This is a genomic window from Methanolobus psychrotolerans (genome assembly GCF_002243045.1).
Lineage (GTDB): Archaea > Halobacteriota > Methanosarcinia > Methanosarcinales > Methanosarcinaceae > Methanolobus > Methanolobus psychrotolerans.
On sequence record NZ_MBKP01000007.1, the window covers coordinates 1 to 23,686 of the forward strand.

Sequence of the window (23,686 nt, forward strand, 5' to 3'; positions counted from 1 at the left end):
GAGCAGCTACGCGCTAAGGAATAAGAGCTGAATGCATCTAAGCTCGAAATCTGACTCAAAAAGAGACCACATTAAGGATCCCGGTATAAGACCGGTTTGATAGGGTCGGGATGTACGCACCAAGGCAACGAGGTGTTCAGTCCGCGGCTACTAATAATCCGTGCCTGTCTGTCTTGCTTTGTCCAGGCGAAATCTGATATGTGCATGCTTACTATACACGAACTTAAGGTGAAATATAAATGCAATGGATTCATTACTGAATCGCTCATTGCCAAGGTGGCGGAGCGGCTACGCAATCGCCTGCAGAGCGATTCCATTCCGGTTCGAATCCGGACCTTGGCTTTAAATTTTACCATTCATTATGAGAGAGTTTGGCGGCCATAGCGGCGGGGAGATTCCTGTACCCATCCCGAACACAGAAGATAAGCCCGCCAGCGTTCCTTACTGTACTGAAGTACGAGAGTCTTCGGGAACTCTGGATCGCTGCCAACTCACTCATTATATTTATTTTTATCTAATTTCTTTTCTTTAAACATCTTGTTTGTAAGTTCACTTGCATGGTGTCTAATATTTAATCAGTATCATGTTTTAATATTTTATTTATCAGTTTTTACCAAATCCTCTTCTTACTTATAAATAGCATTCTCTACTCAATGTTGAGGAGGCACAATAAGAATCCTACTGACTCTTCGGTCAGCATCAGATATTAAGTCCTGAAAGGAAGCTTAAATATATCTTAAACTCCTCTACAGGCTCATGTCATCACAATTCGATATAATCCATAAGGATGCAGCAGGGCGTATAGGTAAACTGACAACTCCACATGGGGTAGTCGAAACGCCAACTGTAATGCCTGTCATCAATCCCAATATCCAGACAATAAAACCCTCAGACATGAGGGAGTTCGGTGCTGAGATACTTATCACCAATTCATACATCATCTATCGCAAAGAAGAGCTAAGGGAAAAGGCACTCAAGGGTGGTCTTCATGCACTTCTCGATTTTGATGGTCCTATTATGACAGATTCCGGTTCATTCCAGCTATCTGTCTATGGTGAGGTTGAGGTCACCAATGAACTGATAATTGATTTCCAGCAGAAGATCGGAAGTGATATTGGTGTTCCTCTGGATATCCCCACACCCCCTGATGTTTCCTATGAGCGTGCAAAGGAAGAAATGGACATCACAATTCAACGTCTTAAGGATGCAAGAGAGCTTGTAAAAGGAGATATGCTTCTTGCAGGTCCTGTACAGGGTTCTACTTTCAGGGAACTGCGTGAGGAGTGTGCCCGTGAGCTTTCAGATGTGGGCTTTGATGTATATCCATTTGGAGCGGTGGTCCCATTGATGGAATCCTATCGATATGCAGACCTTGTGGATGTAATTGCTTCCGCCAAGAAAGGACTTGATCCTACAGCACCTGTCCATCTGTTCGGTGCAGGGCATCCAATGATGTTTGCGCTGGCTGTTGCTCTTGGATGTGACCTATTTGACTCTGCTGCATATGCTCTGTATGCAAAGGATAGGCGTTACATAACATCCAGAGGAACATATCATGTAGATACTCTGAAGTACCTTCCGTGTTCCTGTCCTGTATGTATGGCTCACAGCGCTGAAGAGCTGAAAAAAGCCCACAATTGTACTGAGCTTCTTGCCAGGCACAACCTCTATGTTACATTCCAGGAGATGCGTGAGGTTAAGCAGGCAATCTGGGAAGGCAATCTTCTTGAACTTGTGGAACAGCGATGTCGTTCTCATCCAAGGATGCTGGAAGCCCTTAAGCAAATGTATACTTATTCTCCGTGGCTGGAAGAGTGTGACCCGTCTTCCAAGTCGACATTCTTCTACTGCGGACCGGAATCCTCAAAGAGACCTGAAGTACTGCGCTTCAACAAACAACTTGAAAGACTTACCATCAAAGGTTCAGTGCTGATCAGGGCCTATCCCACAAAAAAGGACAGTGACTATGACAATGTCCTGATATTCAAGCCTCCACTTGGCTCCTATCCGCAGGAATTAGCAGAGGTCTATCCTTTCAATGCTGAGGTTGTAAGAAATCCGGACTATGAATCCCTGGAAAGTGCTTATATGAATACTATAAGGCTTGTAGAACTGAACCCCGATGCAAAATTCACTTTCCTTATGCAGGATAAATTCGAGCATCCTCTTATGGATAGGCTCAGGGGCATGGATAATTTCATGTTTTTCTCTTCGCAGAAAGAGTAAAATTAGTTTCAATATCAAATCTAAAAAGGAAAAGAAAATCTGAATACTTCTGGTATTCAGATTCTTATTGTCCAATTCTATTTTATTTTTAGACATGTCCGACCCATTTTAAGTCCGATAACCCTAATACTAATATACGATACTGGAAATTAGGAGCTATAATCTATTGGTGATGATATACTTGGTTTCGACTTCAGGCTCTAAAATACGAAATCCTTATCTTGAACTGTTAAGGCCGGAAATTGCAGATATGGATTTTGCTCTCCCCGCCGCAAGTGCTTTGCTGGCATCCTATCTTGCAACAGGGCTATTGCCGGACCCATTACTCTTTATAATAGCTGTTATCGGGGGTTATGCAGCCATTACAAGCTCTTATGTTTACAACGATTGCTGTGATATTGACATAGACCTGATCAATCTCCCAAACCGTCCACTGGTATCCAATAAACTAAGCCGAGGGCAGGCTATGAAATATGCAGGGTTGTTGTTCCTTATAGCCAGTGCAGCAGCCCTTTACCTGAATCCGGAGTCTTTCTTAGTGCTGGTGATAGCAGTCATTACTATTAGTGTATACTCAAAACTTGCAAAAAGACTGACATTTCTTAGTTTTGTACCTGTGGGAATTGCTTACGGACTTGTGCCTATAGGTATCTGGCTGGCATTTGATCCTGCCGGAATCCTCAAAGGTCCGGATTATGGTTCTATGCTTCCTCTTTCTGCCATATTCCTTGGTTTGATGATGTGTTTCACAGACTGGGGTTTTACCCTCTCTGGTGTTGCCAGGGATGTGGAAGGCGACAGGGCCAGGGGGGCACCGACATTCCCTGTGACATTTGGCATACCTTCAACATCAAAATTCGTTTCATTCATGTGGGTTGTAGGTGTAATAGCTTCGGTAGCCATCGGACTTACAGCACAGTTAGGTCCTATCTACTTTGCAGGTGCACTGCTAGCAGGTGTGTGGATGCTCACACAGTCATTTGATTTCATAAAAAACCCTACAGAGCAGCGTGGCGGAAAATTGTTCCTTCAGGGATCCAGATATAGGGGTATCATGTTTGGTTCTCTTATACTTGATGTAATACTTTGCATACTTGTTCCGGCATATTCCGGTATATTATGGTAAGAATTGTGGTAAAAGACGAGGTTCAAAATGGATGCAGATATCATTGTAATAGGGGCTTCCCCTGCAGGGGTCATGGCAGCAAGGAACGCATCAGCTAAAGGCTGCAAAGTGATCCTGCTTGATAAAAAGGAAGCGGCAGGTGTACCAACTCACCCGGCAAATACTTTTTTCAAAGGGATGTTTGACCGGACAGGTGAAGAGGTAGACCAGAGTTATGTCATCAAGAACCTCAAAGGTGCCTATATCATAGCACCCTCCGGCAGGAACGTCATCTTTGAAGGGGATGCTTATTTCCTTGACAGGAAAAAATTTGATGAATTTTACATTCGCCAGGCTGAAGAAGCAGGTGCAGACATCCGCTTTGGAATTGAAGTTCACAATGTTCTCAGGGCTGAAGGAGGCTTTATAGTAAGCACTTCCAGGGGTAAGATAAGGTGCAGGCTTGTTATCGTTTCAGATGGCATCAATTCCCGGATTGCTGCCCTTCTGGGTATGAAACCTATAAAATATCCTAAGGACATTGCCTGGTCCCTTGAAGCGGAGATTGAAGCTGATGGTATTGGTGAGCCTGATATGTTTGAATATTATGTAGGCAACCATGCACCTGGGTGGAAATCAACTTATTCTCCATGTGGCAGGAATCGGGCAACTCTTGGTATGTATGTCCGCGGACACGGCAAGGATGTTTCTGACTTCTTTGATGGGTGGCTTGGAAATTTTAAGGCCCTGAAAGGACTCGATGAAGTAAAGATAATAAGCAAATCCGTAGGTGGCGATCCGATTGTGGCAATACCTGGTGAGCTGGTTGCTGATGGTATCATGATAACCGGTGGCTCTGCTGCCCAGTCAGGTATCGGATATGGCATGCATGCAGGACAGATGTGCGGTGATGTTGCAGCCGATGCCATTGCAAAGGGTGATATGTCAAAGAATTTCCTTAATGAATATAGGAGACGCTGGAATTCTGCATATCGGACTGAGTATTATCTGGGAAGGTTTGCCCTTGAAACTCTCAGGAAAATGACCGATAAAGAGATAGATGAGCTTATGAAAGTCTTTGAAGGTGAGGACCTGAAAGTTCTTGGTGGCAGTCCTTTTAACCAGGCATTACAGATATCAAAGATGATACTGAAAAATAATCCCTCTTCTATACTTTCGTACAGGGCTGTTTTCAGGGCGAAGTGAACCATGAAGAATAAGTATTACTTCTACAAAAATCCATTTTTCAAGGTGTATGCCCGGATAGAGAATAACCGGGTGAAAATGGAGACCTCTGGTATTGCATCTTCAATTATGGGTTCTTTTGTTTCGGATATGATGGCGATATTCGAAGATACAAAACCATGTAAGGTGGAACCGGGGCAATTGATATATTCCATCTGGATGCCCCCGATACCCAGTAAGGCGTTCGACAGGCTTGTATCAAGCCAGATGAGTGCAATGAGGGGCAAGTACGTCCCGGAACAGATCACCATCTCGATTACGGAAGAGTGCCCAAACAGATGCCTGCACTGTGCTCTTCCAGATACGAAAAATAAAGCGAGGCTCAGTTCTGATGTTGTGAGAAGCATCATTGACCAGACTCTGGATTTAGGTACTACTCTCATCATATTCGATGGTGGGGAGCCTTTGTTGTATGATGGTCTTGAAGATTTAATCAGTTATGTTGATAAATCCAGAGCAATTGCTGGTCTTTTTACATCCGGTGTGGGCATGACTCCTCAACGCGCATCACGTATGAAGGATGCAGGTCTTTCAATGCTAAGTGTAAGCTTTGACAGTTCAAATGAAGTAGGGCACGACTTCATGCGTGGGAGATCTGGAGTGTTCAACGACGCGGTAAATGCAATAAAGAATGGTCTGAATGCAGGTCTTCTGGTTGGCATCTATGTTGTCCTGTCTCCCAGAAACATCGATGAACTTGATGATTTCTATGAACTTGCAACAAAACTGGGTGTGCATGAACTTTCATTCTATGAGATAGTTCCTACCGGAAGGTGGCAGGGCCATGAGAAGGAAATCCTCTCAGCCGAAGATCTTAAAAAATTTGATGATTTTGTAGAGCGCACGTCTCATGCAGAAGGTCCACGTGTTTTCCCAATCCCTCAGATCATAAGGAAAATGGGCTGTTTTGCCGGCAGAAAATGGCTTCATGTCACTCCTGAAGGTGATGTCCTGCCATGTGCATGCATGCCAAAACCATATGGCAACATTCATAATGAAGCCCTGGCTACAATATGGAAAAAAATATACAAAGACCCGGTTTTCAACTCCGGCCCATGTCTTATGAGGGATTCGGAGTTCCGAAAAGTCCATCTTGGACTTGAAAAATAGTTGTGTTCAGAAATAACTGTCCACAAGGTAGCACTTAATAAAAACAGTTGAAAAAAGGGTGAAAATCACCCTCTTAAATTTGATTATTTCAGGAAACCAGATCTTTGGAGTGCCATAAGGTTCTCCATGGTAAGCTTTTCACCAGATTTGAACTTATCAAAGATGTCTTCTGCATCCTTGCGTGCATCTGCTTTTGCAGCTTCCTTCTTTCCATCAACATCGCCCTTCTTCATCTTGCGGACTTCTTTGTCGATATCTCGGATCTCTTTCTGGGCTGCGATGAAGAGTTTGTGCTGTTCATCAGCTTTTTCCTGGAAGTGAACGAATTCTTTGTGAGCAGCATCAGATTCTGCGCGAATCTTGTCAGCTTCTTTGAAGGTGGTAATCATCTTGTCATGATATTCCTGAGCCTTCTGTGCATACTCTGAAAGTGTAGCGTGATAAGTTGAAGCTTCGTCCCTGATCTCCTGTGCTTCTGCCAGCAGTTTCTTGAGTTCTTCATTTCCTTCAAGCTGCTGTTTCTTTTGTACATATTGCTTCTGGAGTTCAGTTATCTTGTTGACCAGTTCTCTTTCCTTGTTGGTTGTGAGTACTTCTGTCTGCTGTGCAAATTCCAGCCTGTCGATTTCCTTGCGGATATCTTTGATAGAAGGGCCACCAAGGTTGTTCTCATTACGTATCTGGTCTATCTTGGCAAATACGTCGTTTGCCTTGTTGTTGACCTCATCACGGAGTACTTTATGTTCCTTTACCTTCTCGTTGTTCTCGTCACGGAGCACTTTGTATTCCTGGGCTTCGTTAATAAGGTCCTTAGTCTTCTTATTCAGCTCATTGCGCTTTGTTGCAAGTGTGCTTGCCTCAGCATTAAGCTCGTTACGTTTCTCCTTGTATTCTTCTGACAGAGTCTTAAGCTCAGTCTTCTTGTCGTTCAGTTCTTTCATCATTTCTTTATTATCCTCCCGGTCCAGCAAAAAAGCTGGCATTTCATGCATCTCTAATGCACGATACTTGGCCTTTTTCCGGGTCCAGTAACTGGATGACCGGTATAACTGCTTCTAGGTTCTTTTCTGTTATGACAATATCAGCATGCTCACGGAGGATTGGTTTGGAATTAAATGCTATGGCATATCTTGCCCTTTTGAATATACATATGTCATTGGCACCATCACCAACCACTATGCATTCGTCAGGTTCTATTCCGTATTTCCGGGAGATAATCTCAAGAACATGTTCCTTGGAACTCTGTCCTGTAAGAGGGCCCCTTACCTCTCCTGTCAGACGTCCATCGTCTATCAGAAGTTCATTTGAGACTACGTGATCTATTCCAAGTGCTTCGCCAACACGCTCTGCAGCTATGGTGAATCCACCAGAGATCATTGCAGTTTTATAACCTCGGGATTTCAGGTAATTGACAAGTTCTTTCGCACCAGGCATAAAAGGCATTTTGTCAAGTGCATCATGTGCTTTATCAAGCGGAAGTCCTCTTAGCAGCCTTACTCTTTCAAGAAGTGCATCGGAGTAATCCATTTCTCCATGCATTGCTCTTTCTGTAATTAAGGCTACTTTGTCCCCCACTCCTGCGGCATGTGCGAGCTCGTCAATGGTCTCCGCATCAATAAGGGTGCTGTCCATATCAAAAACTACTAACTTTATCCTATCAGAATTATTGCTGGTACGACTCACTTCATCAAACCTGGAATTTGAATCCCGCATTGAAACAGTATTTAAGTGCCGAGATTGATGTGAGATAAGTTGCATTACTTTTAAGGTTTTCGGGTAGAATTGCTTTCAGTTATCTTATTTTTTATGAATGATGTATTGCTATGGCTCCATTCCAAAAATAATATATGCTACACTGCCCATTGCACTACTGTGATTTTATATGGCAAAGATTGGATTCATTAAGCTAGGTAACTTAGGTATGAGCCAGGTTATAGACCTCGTTCAGGATGAGATTGCAGCAAGAGAAGGGATTAGCATCCGTGTTTTCGGTACTGGTCCTAAAATGGGCAAAGACGAAGCAGCGTCAACTGCAGAACTCAAAAACTGGGGTGCTGACTTCTACGTTATGATCAGTCCTAACGCAAGTGCACCAGGTCCAACTGCAGCACGTGAGATATACAAGGACGTTCCATGTATCGTAATCTCAGACGGTCCATCCAAGAAGGAAGACCGTGAGGCTCTCCAGGCAGCAGGCTTTGGTTATATCATCATGACCGTTGACCCGCTCATCGGCGCAAAGACCGAGTTCCTCGATCCTGTCGAGATGGCTTCCTTTAACTCAGATGCAATGAAGGTCCTTTCAACATGTGGTGTTGTAAGACTTATTCAGGAAGAGCTTGACAAGGTTGCCGCACAGGTTGACGAAGGCAAGGAACTTGAACTTCCACATATCATTGCAAAGCCAGAAAAATGCATTGAAAGAGCAGGATTTAATAATCCATACGCAAAGGCAAAGGGTCTTGCAGCTCTTCACATGGCTGACATGGTTGCAAAGATCAATTTCCCCGCATGCTTCATGATGAAGGAGATCGAACAGGTCACACTCACAGCAGCAGCAGGTCATGAGATGATGCGCGCAGCAGCACAGCTGGCAATCGAGGCAAGAGAGATCGAGAAGGCAAATGACAGTGTTTTCAGGCAGCCACACGCAAAGAAAGGTTACCTGATGACCAAGACTTCCCTCTACGAGAAACCACAGCAGTAAAGTACCTCTTAAGGTACTTACTTTTTCTTTTTATGGATGCAGCACATGTGATACTGATCGCTTTTGTTCTCTTTGTACTATTTGTCCTGTTCACTGCTTATTTTCTTAAAAGTTCCATTGTCATAAATTCCAATGGTGATGAAAGCAAAAAGCGTGAAGTACTGAGTGATGGGATAATGGAAGATCCTGATGCAGAATAGCACAGGTAAAATAAGAAAGAGCCGGATATACCGGCATTATTACTTGTTTTGTGTAAGATCTCTTGTGAGATCAGTCTTCTTTAGCTCTTGGCATTGCTATCACTTCCCTTACCTGCAGACTGAAGAACTCATGTGAGTGTGCAGGCCTGACAACAAGTGCGACATCAGCACCCTGCCTTGTCCCTCCGATCGCTATTATCTCCGTATCCGGGGAAACCGGGATATATCCCGAGTCTGCTGCCATCATTGCACATTCTATTGCTACCTTGAAACCTTTCCCGAAAACAGCACGCAAGGTATCCGATATAACATCTGCACGGCTGGCACCACTAATGCGCTTCTGGATGGCACGTTCGACACCTGAGAACATGTGTGACTGGGTTGTCATTATAACTCCTAGCTCGTTCAGTTTCTCCAGCTTGCCTTCATCGACCTCCCACTTTCCAGGTTCCTTAAGTCCGTACTGGTGGGTTATAGCTACGATCTTTACATCCAGGTCCTTGAATGCATCTGCTGCTACAAGTGCGGTCTCTCCGCTTGTACTTGCAACGACAACGTATTTTATGCCTAGTTCTGCAGCTCTTTTTGCAGATAATTTCATGACTTCTTCTGTGTTTGCTTTTCCTACATTGTCAAAGTATGTTATTGTCTTATCCATGTTATCACCATTATTTGCGGATAAACAAATGCTCTGCTTATTCATATATGTTTAATTTATGGCTGCAAACGATGCTCTTATCTATAAGACGGCTGTTATATTAATATAAGGGAGTTTATTAAGTCGTATTTTTAAAAGGTGATCGTTTGTCAGTAACAGATTATGATGATAGGAATGTAAAGATCATAACCACAGAGATACAGTCTGAGAATCCGGTATTGATAGAGGGTTTTCCTGGGATAGGTCTAGTAGGTAACATTGCCAGCCAGCAAATTATCGATGAATTGAAGATGAAATACGTGGGCTCCATTGATTCAAGGCATTTCCCGCCAATTGCAGTTCTATACGAGGGCCTTATAAACATGCCTGTGCGGATATACGAAAGTATTGAGCATAACATGGTGATGATCGTTTCAGATATACCCATCAACCCTGTTGTTGCTTACGATATCAGTAAGGCTCTTCTGGAATGGGCGAAGTCCATAAATGTAAAAGAAATAATTTCCCTTGCAGGTATTGCTACAATGAGCGAGGATCACAAGGTCTTTGGTGCTGCAACCACTCCTGAAATGCTCGAAAGGATAAAAGACAAGGTGGAGCTTTTCCAGATGGGTACGATTTCCGGAATCTCCGGCAGCATCATGGGGGAATGCCTTGTGCGTAATATGCCTGCAATAAGTCTGCTGGGTTCTACGATGAGTCAGAATCCGGATCCACGGGCAGCAGCAGTTGTAATTGATGTCCTGAACCTTCTTTATGACTTTAATATCAATACTGTAAATCTGATCGAGCAGGCCGAGAAGATAGAAATTGAAATGCAGCGGCTCGCTGAAGATGTAAGGACAACTGAGCAGCCCACCGGGCCTAGAAAAGAGTTCCCTATGTATGGGTGATAGTATGGAATATGTTGCTTTGACAGGAATGTCCGAACGAGTTATATCAGAACTAAAACAGAACAGGCTTCTTACGATTGAAATAAGAAGTCCTCATAATTTTATGGCTGTTCTGCACCTAAATATAGGTGATATGTTACTCCTTACGCATACAAGTCATGAGGATCTCACAGGTGGCAGTATGGGGATAATTGCAAAATTGCTCAGGCATCAGGTATCAACCCACCGCATAATGCAGAGCAATGAGCTTTACTATGAAGAGCGGGAAACTACAAGCCTCAGATTACAGCTTGATCCCAAGTGCATCGCACGTGTGCGTAAAGTAGTGAACAATACCATGGGGGAAACTACAAAGGTCGAGGCGGAAGAGATTCCACTCTACAATGCCAGATGAGTGATAAATTTCAGTCGAATGTTTTGGGGATATATTTCAATCCCTCTTCTATTGTTTCTGCAAGTTCATAGCTGATCCCTAAAGGTACTTCTTCATTAGAGTATCCGCTGTGTTTCCTTGAACCTTTACAGCCGTAAGAAATGCCTATTCCTTCATGGATCGGTCTTGCAGTACAATCGCCGCATATGGATGCAGCGCCAATAGATGTAGATGTTATTCCCTTGCCAAAATGATATGCATATGCCTGTATTATCCTCATGGCACTTTCCGGTTTGAGGTAAAGCAGCAGTACATCGAACTGACCTCTGCTTTTTCTCAAAGGCTCAATTCTCAATGACCTGAAATCTTTTTCTATCCTTGGAAGGGAAATTACTGCGTTTTGCGCAGTCTCTTGATCTTTGTATCTTCCTGACTTAAGGTAATATTCTGCAGGGTTCATGTCGCTTATTCCAAGGATATAATTTCCAGGTCTGCATCGCTGATGTTCTATCAGGAATGACTCGCCAAATCTTGCCTTGTGTACGAGTTCACAGTACAGAAGGTCCGAAGTTTCGCCGTCCTCCTCTGAAAGTGTAATGCATACTGGTTCTCCATTGTCCATAAGTGATTCGATATTAGTGAATTTGCATGAATTCATTCTTTTACCTCGAGGTTAAAAAGGCAGTTTTTTACCTCTGCTGCATACATGTGCGCAAGCCTCGTGGGTTCAGGAAGCTTGTATCCTTTCATGCAATGCCTTACAATTTCCAGGCAACTCTGAAGAGATACCATGTGACCGGGCGCCACTATTATCGGATTGCTTTTTTTGTTGCTTTTCAGTAACCAGCCTACATGTTCGCCTACATGGATAAGTTTGTGGTACTCTCCCACTTCACACGGCACTTCTGAGCTGCCACAAAGGATCTTTTTAGAACCTCCTATTGTGGGTACCTCCATAACCGCTCCGAAATAGCTTGCCATTCCAGCTCTTGCCGGATGATTGATGCCACATGAGTCGAACATCAGGATGTCAGGTTTTTGCACAAGTTTGAAAAAAGTAGTTGCAATGGCTTTTCCTTCCCTGAAATTAAGATATGTGGGGATGTATGGAAAAACCACTTCCTGTACCGTATATTTCTTTTCCGTTACTTCTAGGGTATTATAGTCCAGGACAACCATTGCACAGATGATCTGCCCATTATGATATGCGCAGTCTGTGCCAGCTATCCTGTCTATCTGTTTAAAGCCATCCTCAAGACTCAGGTTTTTTATAGCTTTGTCCTGAAGGCTTCTGAGTTCTTCCAGTGTACGGGAACCGGGGTCAAACCATAGTTCCAGTTCACTCTTATTCAATAGTTGCCCTCACAGTCGTGAACACAGGTCCACGGATGTCTATCTTTTTCTTGTTGCTTGTGATGTAACGCTGGGCAATAGGTTCAAGGCGGATATTTATCTCGGACGGGACCTTCACTATTCGTACTCTGGTCTCAACTTCCTTCTCTCCTTTTGCAACTGCATCTTCTATGTCCTTTGCCGTCTGGGCTGCAAAAGCATCAAGGAACCTGACACCGGTTCTTGCGGAATGGTTCTCAAGTACCTCTTTCCATTTCTTGTTGTCAGGAACTCCCAGAATATCACTGTTATATGCTACCACTTCATTAAAAACAGCAGGTCCGCAGAGCTTTGTCTCTTCCTCTGGCTCAATGACTGCTACTTTTACTGTCTTTCCATTGATGATTCCTTCCCATGCAGGGAATTCACATGGGCTTGGGGTTGAGCCATGTTCTTCACAAATAGCTGCAATTGCTTTTGCGATCTCCTTACCTTCTGCGGTCTCGGGTACATTCTCCACATAGGTCATCCTTGCAAGCTCATTATCGGTCATCTTCCACTCAGAGTACTGTGTTATCTGCGGGTATGTGAGTGAACGGATGTCAGTTGCATCATGGAGTATCATTGCCAGCCTTTCAACGCCAAGTCCGAGGTTCATAACAGGGTATGGTATATTGTACTGTGAAAGGGCTGTAGGTGAGTAAATACCGAAGGTTGCTATCTCTATCCAGCCGTCAGAATATTTGGTCTTGGAGCCCACCAGCTTGGGATGGTAGGCAAAGACCTCTATCTGGGTGTCAGGCACATAGTATTTGCTGCGTTTATCATCGGGTCTGAACATGAACTTCTCAAAACCGAACTGTGAAAGCAAGCCCTGAGCAACTGCTTTTCCATGGTCAATGGTTACGTTCTCATCCATAATTACACAGGATGCGGAGTAGTATGTCATAAGGCGTGCAGCATCTTCATCCTGTTCTCTCCTGAAACAGCGGTCAATGGAGAAGAAGTTAAAAGGTGGATTTGAACGTTCTATGATGGATGAAAGACTGATGAACCAGCCTGATGTCATATGGCTTCTGAGTGTCTTTTTTGTAGCCTGGGGTATAAGTTCCTTGAATTCCGGGAATACCTGGTCTATCATTTCCACAACAAGGGAATCAGATACATTTATGCCGGCAGCTATCTCGGGTACGAGGTCGTCTCCCTCTACCTCTCCTTTTTTGTATGCATGGAGTATCTTCCTGATAGTTTCAATGGCTTCATCATCAATGTCTCCCAGGATCATCCTGATACTGCCGATGCGTTCATCGGATATGCCTACATTTGGACGTGGAAGTCCGGATAGGTAAAAACACCTGTCAAGGACTGCAAGTGCCTCGTGGCCGAATTGCTTATGGACTTCTTTCTCATCCACTATGAGTGGGTTCATCATTTCTTCGAATCCCATTCTCAGGTACGCATCACGAAGTTTTGAGATGGTATCATACACTGGATGTGGTTTCCCGTATCTGAGGGTCATGTGCGGGTACTGCTCATTCAGTTTTGTTTCACTTATGTAGTTCTTCCCATGGTTCCATGCAGCATCAAAGTCCTCGTTTGCTGCTTTTTTGATATCATCAGGATTGAATTTCATGTATTTTCCTCGTAATAATGATACAATTAATAATAAAATAAACTAGTTGATTCTGTTTTCAAATTCCTTCATGGCCTTTTCCAGCTTTTGCTGGCGCATCGCATTTGTAAGGTCTCCACGGGTTTTTTCTATGATGGATCTTGTGGTATCTGTTTTGTGGCGAAGTCCATGGGTCATAGCATCCGGGTAGTCAAACATCATGAGGCAATTATATATGTTTTCCATCAGCTGAAGGTAGTCTTCTGCGTCTTCTGGCGTGTCTTTTCTTATGAGGTCAAGTATGTGTCTTCTAAGCTCTCCGCTCACGTCTCCCAGTCCGTTCAGGTATGCCACATCACTCACTTTGAGTTCTTCCGGGCCTGGTATTGCCCTGTCGTCTTTGCTGAGAATTCTGTAAACGACTGTACATTCTACATATTCCTGCTGTGCATGTTCCAGAAATCCTGAATAGTATATGTCCGGATGGTTTTGGAGCAACATGTCCATGTTTTCAAGCATCTCTCTGGCATTTTCAATCAGTGATAGTGCTTTTTTAAAATCCTTGTTGTGTATGCTGTACATTGCTGTCCTGCAATTGCGTACAACATCCCGTGAGATTGCCAGAGTACTCTCTCTTGCTTTATCTTTCTCTTCGAAGTTGTCCTTGATCCTGCCGGAAATGTTGTTGATCATTCCAATCCTTTAGTTCATTCGCAGCCTTGTATAAACACTTTTTCGAAAGCATGTAAAAAAGAGCAAAAAATGCCTGTAAAAAATATTATTGGAAAAGTTCCAATTAATCTCAAAGTTAAGGAAGGTTAAAAGACAGTAAAAAATTAAGAGGGGTATTCGTCTATTCGTCAACCGGGATGGTTTCGAGCTGGCTTGCAACGTCCCATATGAGTGTCCTTGTGTGGACCGGGATGTTAGGATCATTGCTTATATCTTCAAGAATGGATATGCTGGATGATGTTCTCAAAAAGAGTGGTTCATCATTTTTGCTTAATGTTTCCAGAATTTCGTTTGCAGAACGCCTTATATTCCTTGGTACAGAATTATCGTTTGCGATATATTCCAATTTTTGTCTGCATTCATCAATGACTTGTTCAAAACTTGACATGTAGGATCACCTTGATAACCTTGAAATCAAAATAGGGTTGCTTAATTAACTCCTAACTAATTATATTCTATAAAAAGACTTTCATTGGTATATATATTTTGAGAACCAAAGGAGATAATATGTCAAATACTGACGATGAGAATATACAGAAAATATCCCGAATGCTTGAGATTGGAGGCACTATGCTGGCACAGCATTGTGATAATTGTGGTGCGCCTCTCTTCCGTTACCAGGGGCGTGTCTTATGCCCGGTTTGCGAGGGCGTCCGTGATCCCCGTGGTGCTGGCAGGTCAACCCCTGTCCCGACTCCTGTGACTTCTTCAAAACCTGAGATTTCTCCTGTTAAAGAAAAGGAACAGCCGGTTGCGGCAACATCTGAAAAACCTTCACTTTCTGCTAACTCAAAGGCCGGGAATGTGGTGAATACTGCTCAGGCACAGGATTCAGTTTCAGAACTGGAGTCTTTGATGCTCAGCAAGATGCTTGCCATGGCACGTGATATGCAGGATGAGACTGACGCCAGAAGGATAACTGACTATCTTAACCTGATCGATCATTGTATGGATATAATGGCCAAAATGCATGAATCTCTCTAGTCCCGGGTGGAAACACCCGCTCTGTTTTTTAACTATCTTTTATACTCTCCGCCCACAATTTCCCGGATCTTGGCTGCGGTCTTCGGTCCTATGTTATCAACAGTTAGTAACTCCTCATAGCTTGCTTTCATCACATTTTCCACTGAGCCAAAACGATGAAGCAGATTCCGGGCAGCTTTAGGTCCGATATCTGATATTGAAGAGACGATATATTCCTGCTGTTGCGGCAACATTGGTGCAGATTTTTTCCCGTGCATGTTCACTTCTCTTTTTTCGTCAGTTTGCTCTCTTTTAGCTATCTGTACCAACATGGCTGCTGTGTCTTCCGCGTCCCGGGTATAAAAAAGTGAAACTCCGAAATCAAGGGATATTGAAGCTAATGCACCATGAATTGCATTGGGATTGATTCCCCTGCAATTGAACAGGTTATCGCCTTCCACAACAAGTATTGGTTTATCATATACTCTGGAGAGATTCGCAATTTGTTCGAAGAGCTTTTGCTCTATAAGTGAACTGACAAAATCCTGTGATTCCTTTCTTTCAACAGCTATGCGGTCACTGAGGATGTAATCTCCTACTTCCAGAGTCCTGACAATTATCTCTGTACCTTTCCTGTCCAGATTGCGCGCAACCGGACTGCGCATCTCTCTTTGGTCAACTATTATCCTGATGTTGCCGTTATTACTTTCATTGTTGTATTCGAACAATGTTTTCTGTTCATCTTCAGGTATGTCGGTTGTAAAATCTTCTGCAATGGAATTATTCTTTCTTGCAGGCATAGATGCCTGAAGTTCTTTCATGTTGCTTTGCATCTTCCTTTCCCTGGAAAGGCTGCTCCAGTAGTAACCTTCATCCCGGGTTCCCTTTGTGACCAGCACCATCACACGACCTCGGTGCTTTCGTCCGGTTCTGCCTTTTCTCTGGATACTTCTTATCTCAGAGGGAATGGGTTCATAGAAAAGGACGAGGTCTGTGGACGGGATATCAAGTCCTTCCTCTGCTACAGATGTTGCCACAAGGACATTATAATCTCCTGCCTTGAACTGCTCGATTATCTCTACCTGCTGTTTCTGTGTCAGTCCTTTATCCTTGTATTTTGATGCCTGGCCCACAAACCTCACAGGTCGTATTCCTTCAATCTCTGAGAGTGCATTTGTGATCATCTCAGCAGTGTCCCGATAATTCGCAAAGACTATCACTCTGGAATGTGGCTTACCTTCAAGCTCTTCACTAACTATTCTCTTTACATGTTCCAGTTTGGGATGCTCCAGTTCACAGTCTTTCAGGCGTCGTGCTACCTGCCTGATATACAGATCCTCAGCAAGGCGTTTTGAAGCTTTACTGCCGCTTTTGGAATAAGCTTCGTTGTCAAGCCTTTCCATGTACATGCGTAGTGATTCAAGCCCCTGCGTCTCTATAATCTCAACTGCATGATTCACTTTCAGGATCTCTGCCAGTAGTGATATTGCCCCGTAAACAGAAGGGTCGGGAAAACCCCGCAGTTCTCCCTGGAGTTTTGCCTGTAGTCCGAGGAGGTCTTTTTTTGAGACATATTTCTGGTTGTGTATGGGGTATCCAAGCTCGATCAGTTTTTTGAACCTGTCCTCAAGTACTTTGTCAAGCAAGTCCTTTATCTCCTTCATCCCGTCAGGCAGATCGATGCGCATCCATTCGATATCTTTTTTGTGGATATATGGGGTGACATCTTTATCTGTTTCTGTTTTCACTGCAACAGATTCGATATGCAGTGACTGGCAAACCTCTGCTATTTTCTCATCAGAACTTCCGGGACTTGCTGTGATCCCAAGACACAGAGGATTTTTTGCGGTTTCAAAGTACTTCTCAGCGATGTATGTATATGCGTAATTTCCAACTGACCTGTGTGCTTCATCAAAGGTTATGTGAGTGACATCCTCAAGGCTTATTCTTTTTGTGAGGATATCATTTTCAATTACCTGAGGGGTTGATATAATGACCTTTCCTTTATTCCATAATTCCGATCTTTTATCAGGATTAACACTGCCTGTAAATGTCAGTATTTCCTCTTCCGGAATATTGAACACATTTTTAAAGAAAGAAGCGTGCTGCTCAACAAGTGGTTTTGTAGGTGAGAGCACCATCACCTTGCCACCGTATTTTTCAAGCCGCGAGGCCATTACAAGCATGGATATGACAGTTTTGCCAAGGCCTGTTGGAAGTACAACCAATGTGGATGTATCAAGTGCTTTGCCTGCCAGATCAAGCTGGTATAGCCGCTGCTCTACGGTATCTGATTTTATCAAAGGGTGTCTTATGTATTCCGGCATGTCTATGGCTCTAGGTTTGCCATATATACACTCTTCAGACTTTTAAACCTGAGCTAAGCAAGGTGAAAGTATTTAGAGTGCCTTTCCGGCACTCTCAAAATCCCTGCCAATGTATATCATTTCATAGAGCAGGTCTGCTATCCCCTCAATAGGAGCACGGACCTGTTTCATGCTGTCCCTGTCCCTTATGGTCACAGTATTGTCTTCAAGTGTGTCATAGTCGATGGTGATGGAATAAGGTGTTCCTATCTCATCATTTCTCCTGTAGCGTCTTCCAATGGTGCCGGAGTCGTCATAGGATACAAGCAGTCCTTTCTGCTTGATCTGAATCTCCACATTCTTTGCAGGAGTAATGAGTTCTTCTCTTGTAAGAAGTGGAAGGACAGCTACCTGGACAGGTGCGACCTCTTTTTTAAGTCTCATTACTATCCTTGCTTCTTCTTCTTCCGTGTCATCCTTTCCGGCAACCATTTCTTCTTCAAAGGCATGTTCCATGGTGGAATAGAATATCCTGTCAATTCCGTAGGATGGTTCTATTACATGGGGGATGATGTTCTCTCCGCTGATCTTCACAGTCTCTTCTGCAAACTCAACGATTTCCTTTGGAACTATGAGCTCTTCCCCATCTACTGTTACTTTGATGTTATCTTTTTCCAGCTCTTCCACGCTCATAGCTTTCAATGCCTCAGCTATATCTTTTGCCTTGCCTTTAAAGAGCGGTCCGAGTTTTCCCATATTGGGTTTGACCACGAACTGGGTGACCATCTTAGGCTCACTGTATTCTCTGTAAATAGAAAGCTCGGTCTTGCTGACAGCAGCATGCGCCTTCAGGTCGTAATCGGTCCTGTCTGCGATTCCAACCACTTCGACCCATCCGAATCTGTCTGTCTCTATCTCCGCATCCCAGCAATCGATCGCATAGTGTGCCATCTCATCTTTCTTATGCTGCCTGAACCTGAGTTTGTCGGCTACTATTCCTACACGCTGGAGGAAATGATTGGTAAGTCCTATCTGGTATGCCAGGAACTCGTGAGCTATAATTCCTTTCTCTACAGCTTCAGCAAGTGACATCTTATCGACAATTCCTCTGTCCTGGGCTTCATCTGAATAGAGGTTGACCAAAGTATCAGCAAACCGGCTGAAATTGGTATGTTTCTTATCATTTGGGTCGATGAATATCTCTGCTTCTGCCTGTGTGAATTCTCTCAGTCTTATGACTCCCTGCCTTGGGGATATCTCATTACGGTATGATTTTCCAATCTGGGTTGCACCGAATGGGAGTTTATCGCGGTAGAAGCGGGCAAGCCTCAAAAAGTCCACGAACATTCCTTGTGCGGTTTCAGGACGCATATATCCCTGTCTGCCTGAGCCTGGACCTATCTGCGTCTTGAACATAAGGTTAAATTCATATGTCTCGCCAAGCTCACCTTCACATTCTGGACACCTTACATTGTTTTCCCTGATTACTTTGTCCAGTTCCTTGTCACTGAGCGTATCTGCCACCGCTACTATTTTATCCACAAGATGGTCCGCCCTGAAGGCTTCGCCACAGTTCTTACACTCACAGAGAGGGTCTGAGAATCCGCCTACATGTCCGGATGCAATGAACACTTCTTCTATACCTACAGTGGGTGCCTCGATCTCCATGTAGCCTTCCTGGACAACATATGTTTCTCTCCATATCTGCTCGATTCTTCGTTTCAGGGTGCTCCCAAGAGGCCCGTAATCGTAAAATCCGGCTGTACCGCCATAAAGTTCAAAAGAGTTCCATAAGAACCCCCGGCGTTTCGCCATTTCTATTACCTGCTCATATTTATCCATAGAGTTTCCTCTGAATTATTGTATTATTATGAATCCATCGATATGTCCATTACATTTAATGGTAACGAAAGTAGTTTGAAAACATCATGAACATATAATTCTTAAATAATGGCGTTATTATGTAAAAGTGGTTTCATTAATCTTATATGCATGTTCATACATCGTATGTTTGAGCAAGGTCGAATCTCAATCAAATCATATCATATCGTACCACCATCTTATATGATTCAATTGGTCATTTCAACACTGGCCTTGCTCTTACTGTCTTTTTTTATGGTAAGATCTTCGAATGCTTAGTTTCTCTTATATTTGGGCAATCTCTTCGGTTATGGCAATTTATCTTGTAAGGCAGGACATTGTAAAAAAGAATGTATGTGTGGAAACCAAACAAAACCCCCCTGTTTCCACTGGAGCATAAACCTTTCAAATTATTCAGATTCAAGTGCCTCTTCTACGGTCATTCCTTTGTGTGCTATTTTGGAAATGTATGACACAAGCTTTGTAGGGTCATCTGACTGGAATACATTTCTTCCAATGGCAACACCTTTTCCTCCTGCCTGAAGCGAATCGTATACCATTTCAAGAAGCTCCTTTTCAGTATCCATTCTTGGACCGCCTGCAATAACTACTGGTACGGGGCATCCCATGACCACTTCTTTAAAAGAGTCGATGTCGCCAGTGTAATTTGTCTTGACAATATCAGCACCAAGTTCTGCTCCAATCCTGGCTGCATGTTTGACATACTCTACGTCGTGTTCGGAAGTTACTTTTGCGCCTCTTGGATACATCATAGCAAGTAATGGCATGCCCCATTCGTCACACTGGCGGGCAACATATCCCATATCCTGAAGCATTTTTGCTTCATCTTCCGCACCTACATTCACGTGAATGGATACGGCATCAGCACCTACTTTTATAGCTTCTTCAATTGTTGTAACGAGAACCTTGTGGTTCGGGTCAGGTCCAAGGGATGTTGATGCTGACAGGTGAATGATAAGCCCTATGTCTTTTCCATATCCTCTGTGTCCGTGCTTTGGAAGACCCATGTGTCCCAGTACTGCATTTGCTCCTCCATCTGCAACCTTGTTGACTGTGGTAGGCAGATCTATGATTCCTTTTATAGGGCCGGCACCAACGCCGTGGTCCATAGGGATTATTATAGTATTGCCTGTATTGCGGTCGAAGATCCTTTCCATCCTGACAGATTTGCCAATTTCACTCATGATTGCGTCATTGCTCTAATTATAGATAATCCTAACGTGAATAAGGGAGTCGTGTCACAGGTTCTCATGCTGGTATTTGCCACAATATCCCTCTGCAAGTTCACTATGGAGGTTGAAGAATAATAATTGCATAACACGGGCATTCCTTTTCAGCCTGAATCCATATGGATTGTGTACAACCAGCATTGATTCGCTCCTGCCTCTGTATCCTGAATCCCAGACCGCTGTTCCTATATTTGCACCGCACCGAAGGAGGGTCGATCTTGGCCTGGCGATAGCCGCAAGGTCAAGAGGGATGTTAACAATTTCGTTAAAAGTAATCTTATATGTTCCCTGTTCAAGCTGCGCCCACCCGCTGTCATCGAAATCTATTGGCACAGTAGATGGGGTTTCCCTTTCACTGTTATCAAAATCTACTGCTCCGGCGTTGCTAAATGTCTCTATGCTTTTGAGAGTAAGTTCTACGCTGTTTGGCTGAAGCTGGGTTTCAGTGTCTATCATTTTCTCAACGAGTGGTATGTCGCGGTTGATCATTGCTCTGAGCTCATTCCTTGATAAGAGGGTCATGGTTGTAGGTTTATTTGATTGGATATAATTATTTGGAATCTTGTTTTCTGCACGAGCGTGTATTATCTTTAATACATACTATTGTAAACCAATTAATTTATATGTATTACCACTTATCTATAGTGTGGTGAGTTTGAAGATGTTTCCATTATCCTTCTTCCACGGTGTATACCAAGGGGTGGGTATGGGAGCTTGTAACGAATTGCAAAAGAGGAAATTTGAAGGAGTGAATGAAGTGAGCAGTACGGATCTTGTAAAATATGGGAGCAGGCCTGAGCTTCTTTTCCGTGTGAGTTTGAGTCCAGACGGGACTACTTATCAGAAAGAAGTGTCTCTTGTTTTCCCTAAATATGTAAGTGCAGATCTTCCTCATTACAAAGAGGAATATATGGCCCAAATCCCTGAAGGTACGCCTACCGAAATGAAGTGGCATTTCTGTTTAGAGGATTGATTTAAAAATCCTCTCTGTTTTATTTGATCAAGACTTCTTTATTTATGACGGTCTTATGTCCAGATTATCTGTTCAATAAAAGCATATTCATATAATATGGCACACCAATAATGGTAATGGGTGGTCAAATTACTTAGTATTGCATCTGTGGGTCTTTATTATTGTTTAAATTTAGTCGATCAAGTGTGTCGTTTGTCATTTGATTATAATTGCTATATCGGGGCAAAGCCGGATGGTTCGAATGGATGAATCTTCGGATGAACTGGATCCAATCCCGGAGGAAGGTACAGTCGATGACCCCTCCATTACAGACTCTGTGATATCTGAGATTGGCGGATATTTGTGCATATCTTACAGTGGGCAAATACTGGAAGTAAACGAGGCATACTGTCATCTCAGTGGTTATTCCCGTGAAGAACTTCTGGGGATGGTACTGAAGGATCTGGATGCAAGTGAGTGCAGGGACGATCTGGTTGGTAATCTGGTTTCGATCATAGAACAAAGCAAAGGTCATTTCGAATTAACCCATCGTACAAAGGATGGCAGGCTTGTGGATCTGGAAGTGACTGCAGCTTATGTAGAGTATCCTGACCATTTTTTCATTTTTATTTTAAAGGATATCACTGGTCTTACTCTTACTGATAAATTCTTCCTGGAAAAGGGAGATACCTACAGATCTTTGTTCAAACATAATAAGGCAGTTATGCTTGTGATTAATCCTGAGAACTTTGAGATAATCGATGCTAATATTGCTGCCTGCAAATACTACGGATGGCCACTGGAAGAAATAACCCGTAAGAAAATACATGAAATTAATACTCTCTCTCAGGAAGGTATTCAGGCTGAAATGCAAAATGCTGTAAATGAAAAGAGGAATTATTTCCTTTTCAAGCATAAGCTTGCAAACGAGGATATCCGGGATGTAGAAGTCTATAGCAGCCCGGTGACTGTCAATTCACAAAACCTGTTGTATTCAGTTATCCATGATATTACTGAGCGCAAGCTGGCAGAAGATGAATTGAGAACAAGGGAAATGCAGTTCAGGACTGCACAAAAAGTAGGACATATAGGGAGTTGGGGCATTGATCTGAATTCAGGCAATGTTTTTGCCTCGGAGGAAGCTTTCCGGATATATGGTCTTAATACAAAGACTATTACGATCGATGATATACAGCAAATACCATTGTCTGACTATCGTCCGATGCTGGATGAAACTTTAAAAAGCCTAATCAGAGAACAAACTCCATACGATGTTCTATTTAAGATAAAAAGGTCAAATGATGGTGCTATCCGTGATATTCATTCTGTTGCGGAGTATTATGCTAAAGGGAATACGGTTATAGGTACTATTCAGGATATTACTGAACGAAAAATGGCTGAGGATGCGCTGCTACACGCAAAAATAGTTGCAGAGGCTGCAAACCGAAGTAAGGATGAATTTCTGGCGACCATGAGCCATGAGTTAAGGACTCCTCTCACATCGGTCATAGGTTTCTCGGACATACTTCTCGATAAAACGTTTGGCATTCTGGATGAAAAGCAAGTACGATATGTGAATCACATCTCGGATGCTGGTAAACATTTACTGAAACTTATTAACGATGTGCTTGACCTCTCAAAGGTTGAAGCTGGTAAAATGGAGCTACAGTATGAGTTTTTCTCAGTTTCTGATGCTGTTAATGAGGTAAAGACACTAATCTCTCCTCTTGCCATGGAGAAAAATATCCGTCTGGACGTTGAGGTTGACTCCCAGCTTGGAACCATCAATGCAGATAAAATAAAGTTCAAACAGATTTTGTATAACCTTGGAAGCAATGCCATTAAGTTTACTTCCCGCAAGGGTTCTGTGACGATACATGCACGATGTGATGGTAACAATGTCCGGGTCAGTGTAAGGGATACGGGCATTGGCATCCCGAAAAGGGATATCGATAAACTCTTCCAGCCATTCAGACAACTTGATTCTTATGCCACAAATGAGTATGCGGGGACAGGTCTTGGACTATCCCTTGTAAAAAAATTTGTTGAACTTCATGAAGGCAGGATATGGGTTGAAAGTAAGGTTGGTGAGGGGAGTAAATTCATTTTTTCGATTCCCGCCTGCTCATCTCCTCAAAAACAATAATCAAAATAGTCTATAG

The 23,686-nt window shown here is 43.2% G+C and carries 23 protein-coding genes, 1 tRNA gene and 2 rRNA genes; 14 read left to right on the top strand and 12 right to left on the bottom strand.

What is annotated here, in order from left to right:
• The 7 genes from BB781_RS15935 to BB781_RS03845 all read left to right on the top strand — a co-directional run.
• Positions 1-174, top strand: a 23S ribosomal RNA gene (locus tag BB781_RS15935); the annotation flags it as partial.
• Between the two features lie 96 nt (positions 175-270).
• Positions 271-342 (top strand) — tRNA-Cys (locus BB781_RS03820).
• 28 nt (positions 343-370) lie between these two features.
• Positions 371-492: ribosomal RNA gene (rrf, locus tag BB781_RS03825) — 5S ribosomal RNA — on the top strand.
• Between the two features lie 264 nt (positions 493-756).
• On the top strand, positions 757-2,226 hold the full coding sequence (gene tgtA, locus BB781_RS03830) for a tRNA guanosine(15) transglycosylase TgtA (protein ID WP_094227183.1): 1,470 nt from the start codon (positions 757-759) through the stop codon (positions 2,224-2,226).
• A gap of 181 nt (positions 2,227-2,407) precedes the next feature.
• Positions 2,408-3,352 (top strand): UbiA prenyltransferase family protein, encoded by a 945-nt coding sequence (locus BB781_RS03835; RefSeq protein WP_207205235.1) that lies wholly within the window; start codon positions 2,408-2,410, stop codon positions 3,350-3,352.
• A gap of 27 nt (positions 3,353-3,379) precedes the next feature.
• Positions 3,380-4,537 carry an NAD(P)/FAD-dependent oxidoreductase gene (locus BB781_RS03840; RefSeq protein ID WP_094227185.1) on the top strand — a complete coding sequence of 386 codons (1,158 nt, stop codon included), beginning with the start codon at positions 3,380-3,382 and terminating at the stop codon, positions 4,535-4,537.
• A 3-nt stretch (positions 4,538-4,540) separates the two neighbouring features.
• Complete coding sequence (locus BB781_RS03845) at positions 4,541-5,686, top strand: radical SAM/SPASM domain-containing protein (protein WP_094227186.1); 1,146 nt, start codon at positions 4,541-4,543, stop codon at positions 5,684-5,686.
• Between the two features lie 83 nt (positions 5,687-5,769).
• Here the strand turns inward: BB781_RS03845 and BB781_RS03850 are convergent, their stop codons facing one another.
• Positions 5,770-6,630: a coiled-coil protein gene (locus BB781_RS03850; protein WP_094227259.1), complete on the bottom strand. Its 861-nt coding sequence runs from the start codon at positions 6,628-6,630 to the stop codon at positions 5,770-5,772.
• A gap of 40 nt (positions 6,631-6,670) precedes the next feature.
• Positions 6,671-7,399 carry a phosphoserine phosphatase SerB gene (gene serB / locus BB781_RS03855; RefSeq protein WP_207205236.1) on the bottom strand — a complete coding sequence of 243 codons (729 nt, stop codon included), beginning with the start codon at positions 7,397-7,399 and terminating at the stop codon, positions 6,671-6,673.
• Between the two features lie 169 nt (positions 7,400-7,568).
• Between serB and BB781_RS03860 the strand changes: the two genes are divergently transcribed.
• Positions 7,569-8,393 carry a F420-dependent methylenetetrahydromethanopterin dehydrogenase gene (locus tag BB781_RS03860; protein WP_094227187.1) on the top strand — a complete coding sequence of 275 codons (825 nt, stop codon included), beginning with the start codon at positions 7,569-7,571 and terminating at the stop codon, positions 8,391-8,393.
• A 32-nt stretch (positions 8,394-8,425) separates the two neighbouring features.
• Entirely contained in the window at positions 8,426-8,593 is a 168-nt protein-coding gene (locus BB781_RS15565; RefSeq protein ID WP_164997766.1) for a hypothetical protein, read from the top strand.
• A gap of 70 nt (positions 8,594-8,663) precedes the next feature.
• Here BB781_RS15565 and BB781_RS03865 read toward each other — a convergent pair whose 3' ends face one another.
• A complete protein-coding gene (locus BB781_RS03865) occupies positions 8,664-9,251 on the bottom strand; it encodes a pyruvate kinase alpha/beta domain-containing protein (protein ID WP_094227188.1) in 588 nt (195 codons plus the stop codon).
• 146 nt (positions 9,252-9,397) lie between these two features.
• Here BB781_RS03865 and BB781_RS03870 point away from each other — a divergent pair, with 146 nt between their 5' ends.
• The gene (locus BB781_RS03870) at positions 9,398-10,144 is read left to right on the top strand and encodes a proteasome assembly chaperone family protein (RefSeq protein ID WP_094227189.1); all 747 of its coding nucleotides are present in this window, start codon (positions 9,398-9,400) and stop codon (positions 10,142-10,144) included.
• 4 nt (positions 10,145-10,148) lie between these two features.
• On the top strand, positions 10,149-10,538 hold the full coding sequence (locus BB781_RS03875) for a DUF473 domain-containing protein (RefSeq protein ID WP_094227261.1): 390 nt from the start codon (positions 10,149-10,151) through the stop codon (positions 10,536-10,538).
• 10 nt (positions 10,539-10,548) lie between these two features.
• Here the strand turns inward: BB781_RS03875 and BB781_RS03880 are convergent, their stop codons facing one another.
• The 5 genes from BB781_RS03880 to BB781_RS03900 form a co-directional block, all read right to left on the bottom strand.
• Positions 10,549-11,175: a DUF169 domain-containing protein gene (locus BB781_RS03880; RefSeq protein ID WP_242492519.1), complete on the bottom strand. Its 627-nt coding sequence runs from the start codon at positions 11,173-11,175 to the stop codon at positions 10,549-10,551.
• Entirely contained in the window at positions 11,172-11,870 is a 699-nt protein-coding gene (locus BB781_RS03885; RefSeq protein WP_094227190.1) for an endonuclease V, read from the bottom strand. The genes BB781_RS03880 and BB781_RS03885 overlap by 4 nt, the downstream gene beginning before the upstream one ends.
• Positions 11,863-13,482 (bottom strand): O-phosphoserine--tRNA ligase, encoded by a 1,620-nt coding sequence (gene sepS / locus BB781_RS03890; protein ID WP_094227191.1) that lies wholly within the window; start codon positions 13,480-13,482, stop codon positions 11,863-11,865. Before sepS ends, BB781_RS03885 begins: the two co-directional genes overlap by 8 nt.
• 42 nt (positions 13,483-13,524) lie before the next feature.
• On the bottom strand, positions 13,525-14,154 hold the full coding sequence (locus BB781_RS03895; RefSeq protein ID WP_094227192.1) for a haloacid dehalogenase: 630 nt from the start codon (positions 14,152-14,154) through the stop codon (positions 13,525-13,527).
• Positions 14,155-14,314: 160 nt separating this feature from the next.
• On the bottom strand, positions 14,315-14,581 hold the full coding sequence (locus BB781_RS03900) for a UPF0147 family protein (RefSeq protein ID WP_094227193.1): 267 nt from the start codon (positions 14,579-14,581) through the stop codon (positions 14,315-14,317).
• A gap of 119 nt (positions 14,582-14,700) precedes the next feature.
• Between BB781_RS03900 and BB781_RS03905 the strand changes: the two genes are divergently transcribed.
• On the top strand, positions 14,701-15,177 hold the full coding sequence (locus tag BB781_RS03905) for an Sjogren's syndrome/scleroderma autoantigen 1 family protein (protein ID WP_094227194.1): 477 nt from the start codon (positions 14,701-14,703) through the stop codon (positions 15,175-15,177).
• Between the two features lie 32 nt (positions 15,178-15,209).
• On the opposite strand, the gene BB781_RS03910 is transcribed toward BB781_RS03905, so the two are convergent.
• The 4 genes from BB781_RS03910 to BB781_RS03925 all read right to left on the bottom strand — a co-directional run bounded on the left by BB781_RS03910 (position 15,210) and on the right by BB781_RS03925 (position 21,094).
• Positions 15,210-17,483, bottom strand: coding sequence for a DEAD/DEAH box helicase (locus BB781_RS03910; RefSeq protein ID WP_094227195.1), 2,274 nt, complete (start codon positions 17,481-17,483; stop codon positions 15,210-15,212).
• A 72-nt stretch (positions 17,484-17,555) separates the two neighbouring features.
• Positions 17,556-19,304, bottom strand: coding sequence for a glycine--tRNA ligase (gene glyS, locus BB781_RS03915; protein ID WP_094227196.1), 1,749 nt, complete (start codon positions 19,302-19,304; stop codon positions 17,556-17,558).
• 428 nt (positions 19,305-19,732) lie between these two features.
• Positions 19,733-20,527 (bottom strand): 2-amino-3,7-dideoxy-D-threo-hept-6-ulosonate synthase, encoded by a 795-nt coding sequence (locus tag BB781_RS03920; RefSeq protein ID WP_094227197.1) that lies wholly within the window; start codon positions 20,525-20,527, stop codon positions 19,733-19,735.
• Positions 20,528-20,581: 54 nt separating this feature from the next.
• Entirely contained in the window at positions 20,582-21,094 is a 513-nt protein-coding gene (locus tag BB781_RS03925) for a deoxyuridine 5'-triphosphate nucleotidohydrolase (protein WP_094227198.1), read from the bottom strand.
• A gap of 184 nt (positions 21,095-21,278) precedes the next feature.
• On the opposite strand from BB781_RS03925, the gene BB781_RS03930 reads away from it, so the two are divergent.
• Positions 21,279-21,545 carry a hypothetical protein gene (locus BB781_RS03930; RefSeq protein WP_129582624.1) on the top strand — a complete coding sequence of 89 codons (267 nt, stop codon included), beginning with the start codon at positions 21,279-21,281 and terminating at the stop codon, positions 21,543-21,545.
• Positions 21,546-21,786: 241 nt separating this feature from the next.
• The gene (locus BB781_RS03935; RefSeq protein ID WP_164997767.1) at positions 21,787-23,670 is read left to right on the top strand and encodes a PAS domain-containing sensor histidine kinase; all 1,884 of its coding nucleotides are present in this window, start codon (positions 21,787-21,789) and stop codon (positions 23,668-23,670) included.
• Positions 23,671-23,686: the final 16 nt, after the last annotated feature.

Excerpts from the sequence above, each read along its gene's own strand:
- tgtA (WP_094227183.1), top strand. The coding sequence starts at position 757 with ATGTCATCACAATTCGATATAATCCATAAGGATGCAGCAGGGCGTATA.
- BB781_RS03840 (WP_094227185.1), top strand. The coding sequence starts at position 3,380 with ATGGATGCAGATATCATTGTAATAGGGGCTTCCCCTGCAGGGGTCATG.
- BB781_RS03845 (WP_094227186.1), top strand. The coding sequence starts at position 4,541 with ATGAAGAATAAGTATTACTTCTACAAAAATCCATTTTTCAAGGTGTAT.
- BB781_RS03850 (WP_094227259.1), bottom strand. The coding sequence starts at position 6,630 with ATGATGAAAGAACTGAACGACAAGAAGACTGAGCTTAAGACTCTGTCA.
- serB (WP_207205236.1), bottom strand. The coding sequence starts at position 7,399 with ATGCGGGATTCAAATTCCAGGTTTGATGAAGTGAGTCGTACCAGCAAT.
- BB781_RS03860 (WP_094227187.1), top strand. The coding sequence starts at position 7,569 with ATGGCAAAGATTGGATTCATTAAGCTAGGTAACTTAGGTATGAGCCAG.
- BB781_RS15565 (WP_164997766.1), top strand. The coding sequence starts at position 8,426 with ATGGATGCAGCACATGTGATACTGATCGCTTTTGTTCTCTTTGTACTA.
- BB781_RS03865 (WP_094227188.1), bottom strand. The coding sequence starts at position 9,251 with ATGGATAAGACAATAACATACTTTGACAATGTAGGAAAAGCAAACACA.
- BB781_RS03875 (WP_094227261.1), top strand. The coding sequence starts at position 10,149 with ATGGAATATGTTGCTTTGACAGGAATGTCCGAACGAGTTATATCAGAA.
- BB781_RS03880 (WP_242492519.1), bottom strand. The coding sequence starts at position 11,175 with ATGAATTCATGCAAATTCACTAATATCGAATCACTTATGGACAATGGA.
- sepS (WP_094227191.1), bottom strand. The coding sequence starts at position 13,482 with ATGAAATTCAATCCTGATGATATCAAAAAAGCAGCAAACGAGGACTTT.
- BB781_RS03895 (WP_094227192.1), bottom strand. The coding sequence starts at position 14,154 with ATGATCAACAACATTTCCGGCAGGATCAAGGACAACTTCGAAGAGAAA.
- BB781_RS03900 (WP_094227193.1), bottom strand. The coding sequence starts at position 14,581 with ATGTCAAGTTTTGAACAAGTCATTGATGAATGCAGACAAAAATTGGAA.
- BB781_RS03905 (WP_094227194.1), top strand. The coding sequence starts at position 14,701 with ATGTCAAATACTGACGATGAGAATATACAGAAAATATCCCGAATGCTT.
- BB781_RS03910 (WP_094227195.1), bottom strand. The coding sequence starts at position 17,483 with ATGCCGGAATACATAAGACACCCTTTGATAAAATCAGATACCGTAGAG.
- glyS (WP_094227196.1), bottom strand. The coding sequence starts at position 19,304 with ATGGATAAATATGAGCAGGTAATAGAAATGGCGAAACGCCGGGGGTTC.
- BB781_RS03920 (WP_094227197.1), bottom strand. The coding sequence starts at position 20,527 with ATGAGTGAAATTGGCAAATCTGTCAGGATGGAAAGGATCTTCGACCGC.
- BB781_RS03925 (WP_094227198.1), bottom strand. The coding sequence starts at position 21,094 with ATGACCCTCTTATCAAGGAATGAGCTCAGAGCAATGATCAACCGCGAC.
- BB781_RS03930 (WP_129582624.1), top strand. The coding sequence starts at position 21,279 with ATGGGAGCTTGTAACGAATTGCAAAAGAGGAAATTTGAAGGAGTGAAT.
- BB781_RS03935 (WP_164997767.1), top strand. The coding sequence starts at position 21,787 with ATGGATGAATCTTCGGATGAACTGGATCCAATCCCGGAGGAAGGTACA.